This window comes from Escherichia sp. HH091_1A, from assembly GCF_030295175.1.
Taxonomy (GTDB): Bacteria; Pseudomonadota; Gammaproteobacteria; order Enterobacterales; family Enterobacteriaceae; genus Escherichia; species Escherichia coli_F.
This window is the reverse complement of sequence record NZ_AP025747.1, coordinates 762,276-774,808: the sequence shown is the minus strand read 5'-3', so window position 1 is coordinate 774,808 and position 12,533 is coordinate 762,276. Positions and strand designations below refer to the sequence as shown.

Below are 12,533 nucleotides of genomic sequence, written 5' to 3'. Positions count from 1 at the left end.
CTGTCACCCGAACAGATGGAGTATTTTCCCTATCAAACCGGCAAAGATAAAAATGTAGAAAATAATTTTGATGACGCCCAGGCAGCCCGGCCCACCATCGTCAACGGGCATCGACTGCGGTTGCGGCTCCGGTTCGACGGTTTGCTTCTCGGTAAAATTTGCCGCCTGAATTAATAATCGACGAATCATTAATGCTTCCAGTGGACAACGATCTTCTGCATCAAGGCGGCTGACGATCGGCATTAATGATTCTTCTGTCGGTTGGCTGGCCTGAACTAATTGTTTAGCAACTAAATATAATGGCCATAAGGGATGTTCTGTATCACGCGTGAGTGAGATCCGCGGCTTACGTCCTTTGTGCAAAACCATCTCGACCAGAGAACGCCCCAGCGCAGAGAGTTTTTCATCACTGAGTATTTCGTATAAATGAAAACGCGTACGAGCGCTGTCACCAGGGACATAAAGTAGCGGTTTTCCCTGATCGTTAACCAGATCACGCGCTTCAATCATCATCACCACTATCGGGTAATAATCGACCCGATGCTGACGGCACCATTGCAACATTAAAGCATCCGCCTGGGTGGAGGGATACTCGCGCCAGTAGTCACAAAGTTCTGCCAGCAGGCTTTCGCCTTCTCCACAATAGACGCGTTGCGCGTATTCATAATAACGCGCATCTTCATTATCAGGTTCAGCTACCCTCCACGACCGGGCGTAATCCAGAAGTTCGGGGATATCCAGACGGCTTGTGCTATACCAGCGGAGTAAATTTCTGTGCAAATTTGCATCATCGGGGATAATCACTGCGCGATGTTGCGCTAAATACAATGTCAGCCATTCTGGATGCGATGACCAAATCCGCGCGAACATTTGGTAAAAATCAATGGTGTCATTTTGTACGGCAACGGGCAGATGCAGAATGGTCTGGAAGTTAAAAACATTCCCCTTCGCAATGGCATATAAAAAGGATTCCAGTTCTTCTTCGTCTATTTCCCCGACGTTTTCCTCCTGCAACCACCGCAATCTTTCTGCTAATAACACCACGCACTCGAAAGATAAATGGGCAGTGTTCATGGCTATTGTGCACAGCGACCAGCGTAATTCATCAATATCTTCCATCGAGCAATAATTTAATTGCTGAATGAATCGCTGCCAGGCAGAGGGCAGAAAACGTTCGCTATCAGAGGCGAGTAACGCACGAAAGGCGAGCAGAATTTCATGTTCTGCAACTTCATGTTCTTCTGGTTGCCAAACAGATTTAGCAGGCGACTGCGCAATCCGTAGCGCGTCCTCATACGCCTGACGAAGTTGTTTAAAACCCTGCGGATCGGTTTCTGGATGAAAGGACGGTAACAGCGCCAGATAAGCGCGGCGGATAATATCGACGTCAGTCGTTTCCTCTATGCCGAGGATATTCCAGCAATTTTTCATAGGTCGCTCATATCCTTAAGCGTTTCCGGACATGTGGGGTAGTCAGCCAGTGGTTGCCAGGGTAAGGTCGCGTAATATGCATCGTCACTGGCAAGTAATTGATAAAACATATCATTGCCGGAATCGTCGTATTCTTTGCGTGCCAATGTTTCCCGCAATAACGGTAAATTGTCATCATCAGGAGACTGCCAGTATTGCCGGCCAAAGGTATAACCGGCAAAATACTGCCGCCAGCTGGTATAATAACGTAGCACCCGCAGGTGAAGACGCGATTGGATCCACAGGCTTTCTTCTTCGCTGAGCCAGTTATTAAGTACGCCCATCCGGCTTAAAAAACCCATACGGACATAATCCCAGGCTTTTATACCGCCTTCGCCACAACATTCGGCAGTGCTGGCGACAAACTGCGCATAAGCCTGACCTTGCTCATTTAGTTCAGCAAGATAGTCACGCCATTCACATGGAGAATAACGAAACCAGCGGTGATAAAAACCAGCCAACCGCGCAGCATGACCGTTATCCATCATTCGATGAATTGTCCGCAACAGGTCTTCACGGTCATCAATTCCCCATGAGGAAGAAAGGTCAAAAAAGCGTGTACCTAAATACATTTTGGGCGATGAATGCGAAGGTAAACAGCATTCATTGCGTATTTCCATCGGAGTGGAAAGTGCAAACAATATTTTTTGCGACTCCATGTCCATATAATTTATCCTTAAATATTCATCCGGTGAATATTGACCGTATTGCGAGACTCAGTTATTTATACTTTTCTGACGCAACATAATACGCATAAAATAAGGCTCACGCAAAAATGGAATATATAAAAATATAATATATTTTCTCCGTAACCATAAGGAAATGACAATGATTTTCACATCAAGTTGCTGCGATAATTTATCAATAGATGAGATTATCGAACGTGCTGAAAAAGGCGATTGCGAGGCTCAATATATTGTTGGGTTTTATTATAATCGCGATAGCGCAATTGACTCTCCGGACGACGAAAAGGCCTTTTACTGGCTGAAGCTGGCCGCTGAGCAAGGTCATTGTGAAGCACAATATTCCTTAGGGCAAAAGTATACCGAGGATAAAAGCCGTCATAAAGATAATGAGCAAGCCATCTTTTGGCTGAAAAAAGCAGCCCTACAAGGACATACTTTCGCTTCCAACGCCCTTGGCTGGATACTGGATCGTGGAGAAGACCCCAACTATAAAGAAGCGGTTGTCTGGTATCAGATAGCCGCGGAGAGCGGAATGTCTTATGCGCAAAATAATCTTGGGTGGATGTACAGAAATGGCAACGGAGTCACACAAGATTATGCGCTGGCATTTTTCTGGTACAAACAAGCTGCATTGCAAGGCCATAGTTACGCACAAGACAATCTGGCCGATCTTTATGAAGACGGTAAAGGTGTTGCTCAAAACAAGACACTCGCCGCATTCTGGTATTTGAAAAGCGCACAGCAGGGTAATCGGCATGCCCAGTTTCAAATTGCATGGGATTATAACGCTGGCGAAGGGGTGGACCAGGACTATAAGCAAGCGATGTACTGGTATCTGAAGGCTGCCGCTCAGGAAAGCGTCGGCGCTTACGTTAACATCGGCTATATGTATAAACACGGTCAAGGCGTTGAGAAGGATTATCAGGCCGCCTTTGAATGGTTTACGAAAGCCGCTGAATGCGATAATGCCACTGCCTGGTATAACCTTGCCATTATGTATCATTACGGAGAAGGAAGACCTGTCGATCTCCGACAGGCTCTCGATCTGTATCGTAAAGCTCAGTCATCCGGTACCAGGGATGTCAGTCAAAAAATCCGTGAGATTGAAGATTTACTGTAGAGATAAAAACAAGGGCCGGGGAATTTTATTCGGCCCATATTCTCTTTATTGCTGTTTGAAATCGGACCATTAAGGCTCGAACGGGCGTCTCTGGAACTGATCATGACCACATTTCGGGCATAGCGTCAGCACTTCCGGTGTGTAGATTGGGAGATGGAAGTGACATTTCTCGCAGACCAGATTCCCCAGACCTACGACTTCCCCGCTGTGATAAACCCCGTGATGATTGAGATCCTGGAAAACTTCGCGCCACTCAAGTTGCGTTTTATCGGTAATGTCCGCCAGTTCCTGCCAGAGGCTTTCTTTAATCACCCGCATAAAGACGCTGTCAGACTCTTCTTTCAGGCTCTCTTCATAGCTCATGGCGAACTCTTCCAGGTCACGTCTGACAGCTCGCGTCAGCTCATCGACCTCGGTTCGCGTTAACTCCCCTGTTTTTATTACGCGCTCGCGCGCCTGTTCCACCAGTGCGTCGATATCACGTTCGCCATTACGCAGGCGTTCGCTCAGTGACGCGACCAGTTCACGGTAATATTGAGCAACCTTGTTCATCGTTTCATCTCCCGGGTCGTTAACTGACTATAATAATAGACGTTCTTTGTTCCTTGCTTTGCTATTACGCCCACAAACTCTGTAAATTAATGTATGAATAATCCGGGCATCATTTCAACGTCGAGTGCGCGAAAGGCTGTTTTGACGCGGACGTTTGGGCTATGCTATGCGGATCTGAAAAACCACCTCTAACGCTACTTTTGTAGCCGTATTGAAAACAGGACCACTGGCTGCCATGCAAGAGCAATACCGCCCGGAAGAGATAGAATCCAAAGTACAGCTTCATTGGGATGAGAAGCGCACATTTGAAGTAACAGAAGACGAGAGCAAAGAGAAGTATTACTGCCTGTCTATGCTTCCCTATCCTTCTGGTCGACTACACATGGGCCACGTACGTAACTACACCATCGGTGACGTGATCGCCCGTTACCAGCGCATGCTGGGCAAAAACGTTCTGCAGCCAATCGGCTGGGACGCGTTTGGTCTGCCTGCGGAAGGCGCAGCGGTGAAAAATAACACCGCGCCAGCACCGTGGACGTACGACAACATCGCGTACATGAAAAACCAGCTCAAAATGCTGGGCTTTGGTTATGACTGGAGCCGCGAGCTGGCAACCTGTACGCCGGAATATTACCGTTGGGAACAGAAATTCTTCACCGAGCTGTATAAAAAAGGCCTGGTATATAAGAAGACTTCTGCGGTCAACTGGTGCCCGAACGACCAGACCGTACTGGCGAATGAACAGGTTATCGATGGCTGCTGCTGGCGCTGCGATACCAAAGTTGAGCGTAAAGAGATCCCGCAGTGGTTTATCAAAATCACCGCTTACGCTGACGAGCTGCTCAACGATCTGGATAAACTGGATCACTGGCCAGACACCGTTAAAACCATGCAGCGTAACTGGATCGGTCGTTCTGAAGGCGTAGAAATCACCTTCAACGTTAACGACTATGACAACACGCTGACTGTTTACACTACCCGCCCGGACACCTTTATGGGTTGTACCTACCTGGCGGTAGCGGCAGGTCATCCGCTGGCACAGAAAGCGGCGGAAAATAATCCTGAACTGGCCGCCTTTATTGACGAATGCCGTAATACCAAAGTTGCCGAAGCTGAAATGGCGACGATGGAGAAAAAAGGCGTCGATACTGGCTTTAAAGCGGTTCACCCATTAACGGGCGAAGAAATTCCCGTTTGGGCAGCAAACTTCGTATTGATGGAATACGGCACGGGCGCAGTTATGGCGGTTCCGGGTCACGACCAGCGCGACTACGAGTTTGCCTCTAAATACGGCCTGAACATTAAGCCGGTTATCCTGGCAGCTGACGGCTCTGAGCCAGATCTTTCTCAGCAAGCCCTAACCGAAAAAGGCGTGCTGTTCAACTCTGGCGAGTTCAACGGCCTTGATCATGAAGCAGCCTTCAACGCCATCGCCGATAAACTGACTGCGATGGGTGTTGGCGAGCGTAAAGTGAACTACCGCCTGCGCGACTGGGGTGTTTCCCGTCAACGTTACTGGGGCGCGCCGATTCCGATGGTAACACTGGAAGACGGTACTGTTATGCCGACCCCGGACGACCAGCTGCCGGTGATCCTGCCGGAAGATGTGGTGATGGACGGCATTACCAGCCCGATAAAAGCTGATCCTGAGTGGGCAAAAACCACCGTTAACGGTATGCCAGCGCTGCGTGAAACCGATACTTTCGACACCTTTATGGAGTCCTCCTGGTACTATGCGCGCTACACTTGCCCTGAGTACAAAGAAGGTATGCTGGATTCCGAAGCGGCCAACTACTGGCTGCCGGTGGATATCTACATTGGTGGTATCGAACACGCCATTATGCACCTGCTCTACTTCCGCTTCTTCCATAAACTGATGCGTGATGCAGGCATGGTGAACTCTGACGAACCAGCAAAACAGTTGCTGTGTCAGGGTATGGTGCTGGCGGATGCCTTCTACTATGTTGGCGAAAACGGCGAGCGTAACTGGGTTTCCCCAGTTGATGCTATCGTTGAACGTGACGAGAAAGGCCGTATCGTGAAAGCGAAAGACGCGGCAGGCCATGAACTGGTTTATACCGGCATGAGCAAAATGTCCAAGTCGAAGAACAACGGTATCGACCCACAGGTGATGGTTGAACGTTACGGCGCGGACACCGTTCGTCTGTTTATGATGTTTGCTTCTCCGGCGGATATGACTCTCGAATGGCAGGAATCCGGTGTGGAAGGGGCTAACCGCTTCCTGAAACGTGTCTGGAAACTGGTTTACGAGCACACTGCAAAAGGTGATGTTGCAGCACTGAACGTCGACGCGTTGACTGAAGATCAGAAAGCACTGCGTCGCGATGTTCATAAAACTATCGCTAAAGTGACCGATGATATCGGCCGTCGTCAGACCTTCAACACCGCGATTGCGGCAATTATGGAGCTGATGAACAAACTGGCGAAAGCACCGACCGATGGCGAGCAGGATCGCGCCCTGATGCAGGAAGCGCTGCTGGCGGTAGTCCGTATGCTTAACCCGTTCACCCCGCACATCTGCTTCACGCTGTGGCAGGAACTGAAAGGCGAAGGCGATATCGACAACGCGCCGTGGCCGGTTGCTGACGAAAAAGCGATGGTGGAAGACTCCACCCTGGTGGTGGTGCAGGTTAACGGTAAAGTCCGTGCCAAAATCACTGTTCCGGTGGACGCAACGGAAGAACAGGTTCGCGAACGTGCTGGCCAGGAACATCTGGTAGCAAAATATCTTGATGGCGTTACCGTGCGTAAAGTGATTTACGTACCGGGTAAACTCCTCAATCTGGTCGTTGGCTAAGCGCGGGAGGAAGCGTGCGATATCTGGCAACATTGTTGTTATCTCTGGCGGTGTTAATCACCGCCGGGTGTGGCTGGCATCTGCGTGATACTACGCAGGTTCCTTCCACTATGAAGGTCATGATCCTGGACTCTGGCGACCCGAACGGGCCGTTAAGTCGTGCGGTGCGTAACCAGTTACGTCTGAACGGTGTCGAGTTGCTTGATAAAGAAACCACCCGTAAGGACGTTCCATCCCTGCGTTTGGGTAAAGTGAGCATCGCGAAAGATACCGCATCGGTATTCCGTAACGGTCAAACAGCAGAGTATCAGATGATCATGACGGTCAATGCGACCGTGTTGATCCCCGGCCGTGACATCTACCCGATTAGCGCCAAAGTCTTCCGTTCGTTCTTCGATAACCCGCAAATGGCGTTAGCGAAAGATAACGAACAAGACATGATCGTAAAAGAGATGTACGACCGTGCTGCCGAACAGCTGATTCGTAAGCTGCCAAGCATCCGTGCTGCGGATATTCGTTCCGACGAAGAACAGACGTCGACCACAACGGATACTCCGGCAACGCCTGCACGCGTCTCTACCACGCTGGGTAACTGATGATTCGGTTGTACCCGGAACAACTTCGCGCGCAGCTCAATGAAGGGCTGCGCGCGGCGTATCTTTTACTTGGTAACGATCCTCTGTTATTGCAGGAAAGCCAGGACGCTATTCGTCAGGTAGCTGCGGCACAAGGATTCGAAGAACACCACACTTTTTCCATTGATCCCAACACTGACTGGAATGCGGTCTTTTCGTTATGCCAGGCCATGAGTCTGTTTGCCAGTCGACAAACGCTATTGCTGTTGTTACCAGAAAACGGACCGAATGCGGCGATCAATGAACAACTTCTCACACTCACTGGACTTCTGCATGACGACCTGCTGTTGATCGTCCGCGGTAATAAATTAAGCAAAGCGCAAGAAAATGCCGCCTGGTTTACTGCTCTTGCAAATCGAAGCGTGCAGGTGACCTGTCAAACACCGGAGCAGGCTCAGCTTCCTCGCTGGGTTGCTGCGCGTGCAAAACAGCTCAACTTAGAACTGGATGACGCGGCAAACCAAGTGCTCTGCTACTGTTATGAAGGTAACCTGCTGGCACTGGCCCAGGCACTGGAGCGTTTATCGCTGCTCTGGCCGGACGGCAAACTGACCTTACCGCGCGTTGAACAGGCGGTGAATGATGCCGCGCATTTCACCCCTTTTCATTGGGTTGATGCTTTGTTGATGGGCAAAAGTAAGCGCGCGTTGCATATTCTTCAGCAACTGCGTCTGGAAGGCAGCGAGCCGGTTATTTTGTTGCGCACATTACAACGAGAACTGTTGTTACTGGTTAACCTGAAACGCCAGTCTGCCCATACGCCACTGCGTGCGTTGTTTGATAAACATCGCGTTTGGCAGAACCGCCGGAGCATGATGGGCGAGACGCTAAACCGCTTAAGCCAGCCGCAGTTACGTCAGGCCGTGCAACTCCTGACACGAACGGAACTCACCCTCAAACAAGATTACGGTCAGTCAGTATGGGCAGAGCTGGAAGGATTATCTCTTCTGTTGTGCCATAAACCGCTGGCGGACGTATTTATCGACGGTTGATATGAAATCTTTACAGGCTCTGTTTGGTGGCACCTTTGATCCGGTGCACTATGGTCATCTTAAGCCCGTGGAAACGCTGGCGAACTTGATTGGTCTGACGCGAGTCACCATCATCCCTAATAATGTTCCTCCGCATCGTCCCCAGCCGGAAGCAACCAGCGTGCAGCGTAAACACATGCTTGAACTGGCGATTGCCGACAAGCCACTGTTTACCCTTGATGAACGCGAGCTAAAGCGCAATTCTCCCTCTTACACTGCACAAACACTGAAAGAATGGCGGCAGGAACAAGGGCCAGATGTGCCGCTGGCATTTATTATTGGCCAGGATTCACTGCTCACCTTTCCAACCTGGTACGAATACGAAACGATACTCGACAATGCACATTTGATCGTCTGTCGGCGTCCCGGTTACCCACTTGAAATGGCGCAACCGCAATACCAGCAATGGCTGGAAGATCATTTGACACATAACCCGGAAGATCTTCACCTTCAGCCTGCCGGTAAAATTTATCTGGCTGAAACGCCGTGGTTTAACATCTCGGCGACCATCATCCGCGAACGTTTGCAAAACGGTGAATCGTGTGAGGATTTATTGCCGGAACCGGTACTGACTTACATTAACCAACAAGGCTTGTATCGCTGATACCTGTCGTTACGGAGGGCATGATGCGACTGTGGTTAATTCGTCATGGCGAAACGCAAGCGAATATCGATGGTCTGTACAGCGGTCATGCTCCCACACCCCTGACTGCGCGCGGTATTGAGCAAGCGCAAAATCTGCATACGCTGCTACATGGTGTTTCCTTTGACCTGGTTTTATGCAGTGAACTGGAACGGGCACAGCATACCGCGCGACGGGTTCTCAGTGATCGCCAGCTCCCCGTGCAAATCATCCCTGAACTCAACGAAATGTTTTTTGGCGACTGGGAGATGCGACATCATCGCGACCTCATGCAAGAAGATGCCGAAAACTATAGCGCGTGGTGCAATGACTGGCAGCATGCTATCCCCACGAACGGTGAAGGATTTCAGGCATTTTCACAACGTGTGGAACGGTTTATCGCAAGGCTTAGTGAATTTCAGCACTATCAGAATATTTTAGTCGTCAGCCATCAGGGTGTACTGAGTCTGTTAATCGCTCGTTTAATTGGCATGCCTGCCGAGGCTATGTGGCATTTTCGCGTTGACCAGGGGTGTTGGAGCGCCATTGATATCAACCAAAAATTCGCGACGTTACGCGTCCTCAATAGCCGTGCCATCGGGGTCGAGAATACATGACTTTTCTGTTTTTTTACGGGTAAGCCGCAACGACCATTGACAGCCCCGGGCAGGCTGATATTCTCCGCAGCCAGACTTTTTTCGCCAGACACGACTTTGTAGAAATTGTTTTACAAAAATGGCGATGCAATCTGCGGCGCGGGGTGGGATGATAGCTCACTTTCGAAAGCCGATTCGGCGACAATTGTCCCGAAATCGCCTCTGGTTCAGGTATACTGACAGACCATTTTTATCTATTTGATTCACCCAGGGGGAAAACTTGCAGGGTAAAGCACTCCAGGATTTTGTTATCGACAAAATTGATGACCTCAAAGGTCAGGACATCATCGCCTTAGACGTTCAAGGCAAATCCAGCATCACCGACTGCATGATCATCTGTACGGGTACGTCCAGCCGTCATGTTATGTCCATTGCTGACCACGTTGTGCAGGAGTCTCGCGCAGCGGGCCTGTTGCCGCTCGGCGTAGAAGGTGAAAACAGCGCCGACTGGATTGTCGTGGATTTGGGCGATGTGATTGTCCATGTCATGCAGGAAGAGAGCCGTCGCCTGTATGAACTGGAAAAACTCTGGAGTTAATGCGTGAAGCTGCAACTTGTCGCCGTGGGAACGAAAATGCCGGACTGGGTACAAACCGGTTTTACCGAGTACCTGCGTCGTTTTCCGAAAGATATGCCCTTCGAGCTGATTGAAATTCCGGCCGGAAAACGCGGCAAGAATGCGGACATCAAGCGCATACTCGACAAAGAGGGTGAGCAGATGCTGGCAGCCGCAGGCAAAAACCGCATTGTCACCCTCGATATTCCAGGCAAGCCCTGGGATACGCCGCAGTTAGCCGCTGAACTGGAACGCTGGAAGCTGGATGGTCGCGACGTCAGTCTGCTGATTGGCGGGCCTGAAGGGTTGTCGCCTGCCTGCAAAGCGGCGGCGGAACAAAGCTGGTCGCTGTCGGCGCTTACCCTTCCCCATCCGCTGGTTCGCGTGCTGGTCGCAGAGAGCCTGTACCGGGCGTGGAGCATCACCACCAACCATCCTTATCACCGTGAGTGATAAGGGAGCTTTGAGTAGAAAACGCAGCGGATGAAACTACAGAACTCTTTTCGCGACTATACGGCAGAGTCCGCGCTGTTTGTGCGCCGGGCACTGGTCGCCTTTTTGGGGATTTTGCTGCTGACCGGCGTGCTTATCGCCAACCTGTATAATCTGCAAATTGTTCGCTTTACCGATTACCAGACCCGATCTAATGAAAACCGCATTAAGCTGGTGCCTATCGCGCCCAGCCGCGGCATTATCTACGACCGCAACGGTATCCCTCTGGCACTTAACCGCACTATCTACCAGATAGAGATGATGCCGGAGAAAGTCGATAACGTGCAGCAAACGCTGGACGCTTTGCGCAGCGTGGTTGATCTGACCGATGACGATATTGCTGCATTCCGAAAAGAGCGCGCACGTTCACACCGTTTCACCTCCATTCCGGTGAAAACTAACCTGACTGAAGTACAAGTGGCACGCTTTGCCGTCAATCAGTACCGTTTTCCGGGTGTCGAAGTTAAAGGCTATAAGCGTCGTTACTATCCTTACGGTTCGGCGTTGACCCACGTTATCGGCTATGTGTCGAAAATCAACGATAAAGACGTCGAACGCCTGAATAATGACGGCAAACTGGCCAACTATGCGGCAACGCATGATATCGGTAAGCTGGGCATTGAGCGTTACTATGAAGACGTGCTGCACGGTCAGACCGGTTATGAAGAGGTTGAAGTTAACAACCGTGGGCGTGTTATCCGCCAGTTAAAAGAAGTGCCACCGCAAGCCGGACACGATATTTACCTGACGCTGGATCTCAAACTGCAGCAATATATTGAAACGCTGCTGGCGGGTAGCCGCGCAGCGGTGGTAGTCACCGATCCGCGTACAGGTGGGGTGCTGGCGCTGGTTTCCACGCCTAGTTATGACCCAAACCTGTTTGTTGACGGTATCTCCAGCAAAGATTATTCCGCCTTGCTGAACGACCCAAATACACCGCTGGTGAACCGCGCCACACAGGGGGTTTATCCTCCCGCGTCTACAGTTAAACCCTATGTGGCGGTTTCGGCATTGAGCGCAGGAGTGATCACGCGTAATACGACGCTGTTTGACCCAGGCTGGTGGCAACTGCCAGGTTCGGAAAAACGTTACCGTGACTGGAAAAAATGGGGCCACGGGCGTCTGAATGTCACAAGATCGCTGGAAGAATCTGCGGATACCTTCTTCTATCAGGTGGCCTACGATATGGGAATCGATCGCCTCTCCGAATGGATGGGTAAATTCGGTTATGGTCATTACACCGGTATCGACCTGGCGGAAGAACGTTCCGGCAACATGCCTACCCGTGAATGGAAACAGAAACGCTTTAAAAAACCGTGGTATCAGGGTGACACCATTCCGGTTGGTATCGGTCAGGGTTACTGGACAGCGACCCCAATCCAGATGAGTAAGGCACTGATGATCCTGATTAATGACGGTATCGTGAAAGTTCCACATTTGCTGATGAGCACCGCCGAAGACGGCAAACAGGTGCCATGGGTACAACCGCATGAACCGCCCGTCGGCGATATTCATTCCGGTTACTGGGAGCTTGCGAAAGACGGTATGTACGGTGTTGCTAACCGCCCTAACGGTACGGCGCATAAATACTTTGCCAGCGCACCGTACAAAATTGCGGCGAAATCTGGTACCGCTCAGGTCTTCGGTCTGAAAGCGAACGAAACCTATAATGCGCACAAAATTGCCGAGCGTTTACGTGACCACAAACTGATGACCGCCTTTGCGCCATACAACAATCCGCAAGTGGCTGTCGCCATGATTCTGGAGAACGGTGGCGCGGGTCCGGCGGTTGGTACGCTGATGCGCCAGATCCTCGACCACATTATGCTGGGTGATAACAACACCGATCTGCCTGCGGAAAATCCAGCGGTTGCCGCAGCGGAGGACCATTAATC

Annotated in this window: 12 protein-coding genes; 9 read left to right on the top strand and 3 right to left on the bottom strand. The window is 50.6% G+C overall.

Features of this window, described 5'->3' with window-relative positions:
• Window positions 1-3: 3 nt before the first annotated feature.
• A complete protein-coding gene (locus QUF14_RS03530; protein WP_000786630.1) occupies window positions 4-1,431 on the bottom strand; it encodes a J domain-containing protein in 1,428 nt (475 codons plus the stop codon).
• Window positions 1,428-2,135 carry a DUF1266 domain-containing protein gene (locus tag QUF14_RS03525; RefSeq protein ID WP_000367048.1) on the bottom strand — a complete coding sequence of 236 codons (708 nt, stop codon included), beginning with the start codon at window positions 2,133-2,135 and terminating at the stop codon, window positions 1,428-1,430. Before QUF14_RS03525 ends, QUF14_RS03530 begins: the two co-directional genes overlap by 4 nt.
• A gap of 163 nt (window positions 2,136-2,298) precedes the next feature.
• On the opposite strand from QUF14_RS03525, the gene ybeQ reads away from it, so the two are divergent.
• A complete protein-coding gene (ybeQ, locus tag QUF14_RS03520) occupies window positions 2,299-3,276 on the top strand; it encodes a Sel1 family TPR-like repeat protein YbeQ (RefSeq protein ID WP_000578174.1) in 978 nt (325 codons plus the stop codon).
• Between the two features lie 69 nt (window positions 3,277-3,345).
• Here ybeQ and QUF14_RS03515 read toward each other — a convergent pair whose 3' ends face one another.
• Entirely contained in the window at window positions 3,346-3,828 is a 483-nt protein-coding gene (locus tag QUF14_RS03515) for a zinc ribbon-containing protein (protein ID WP_001044880.1), read from the bottom strand.
• 235 nt (window positions 3,829-4,063) lie between these two features.
• On the opposite strand from QUF14_RS03515, the gene leuS reads away from it, so the two are divergent.
• The 8 genes from leuS to mrdA all read left to right on the top strand — a co-directional run bounded on the left by leuS (window position 4,064) and on the right by mrdA (window position 12,531).
• Window positions 4,064-6,646, top strand: coding sequence for a leucine--tRNA ligase (gene leuS / locus QUF14_RS03510; RefSeq protein WP_001157890.1), 2,583 nt, complete (start codon window positions 4,064-4,066; stop codon window positions 6,644-6,646).
• A 14-nt stretch (window positions 6,647-6,660) separates the two neighbouring features.
• Window positions 6,661-7,242 carry an LPS assembly lipoprotein LptE gene (lptE, locus tag QUF14_RS03505; RefSeq protein ID WP_001269673.1) on the top strand — a complete coding sequence of 194 codons (582 nt, stop codon included), beginning with the start codon at window positions 6,661-6,663 and terminating at the stop codon, window positions 7,240-7,242.
• The gene (gene holA, locus QUF14_RS03500; protein ID WP_000620505.1) at window positions 7,242-8,273 is read left to right on the top strand and encodes a DNA polymerase III subunit delta; all 1,032 of its coding nucleotides are present in this window, start codon (window positions 7,242-7,244) and stop codon (window positions 8,271-8,273) included. The genes lptE and holA overlap by 1 nt, the downstream gene beginning before the upstream one ends.
• 1 nt (window position 8,274) lies before the next feature.
• Window positions 8,275-8,916, top strand: coding sequence for a nicotinate-nucleotide adenylyltransferase (gene nadD, locus QUF14_RS03495; RefSeq protein WP_000838896.1), 642 nt, complete (start codon window positions 8,275-8,277; stop codon window positions 8,914-8,916).
• A gap of 23 nt (window positions 8,917-8,939) precedes the next feature.
• A complete protein-coding gene (locus QUF14_RS03490; RefSeq protein ID WP_001241879.1) occupies window positions 8,940-9,551 on the top strand; it encodes an adenosylcobalamin/alpha-ribazole phosphatase in 612 nt (203 codons plus the stop codon).
• A gap of 259 nt (window positions 9,552-9,810) precedes the next feature.
• Complete coding sequence (gene rsfS, locus QUF14_RS03485; RefSeq protein WP_001161664.1) at window positions 9,811-10,128, top strand: ribosome silencing factor; 318 nt, start codon at window positions 9,811-9,813, stop codon at window positions 10,126-10,128.
• Between the two features lie 3 nt (window positions 10,129-10,131).
• Window positions 10,132-10,599, top strand: a complete 468-nt coding sequence (rlmH, locus tag QUF14_RS03480) for a 23S rRNA (pseudouridine(1915)-N(3))-methyltransferase RlmH (protein ID WP_000776104.1) — start codon at window positions 10,132-10,134, stop codon at window positions 10,597-10,599.
• A 30-nt stretch (window positions 10,600-10,629) separates the two neighbouring features.
• Complete coding sequence (mrdA, locus tag QUF14_RS03475; RefSeq protein WP_000776191.1) at window positions 10,630-12,531, top strand: peptidoglycan DD-transpeptidase MrdA; 1,902 nt, start codon at window positions 10,630-10,632, stop codon at window positions 12,529-12,531.
• Window positions 12,532-12,533 lie beyond the last annotated feature (2 nt).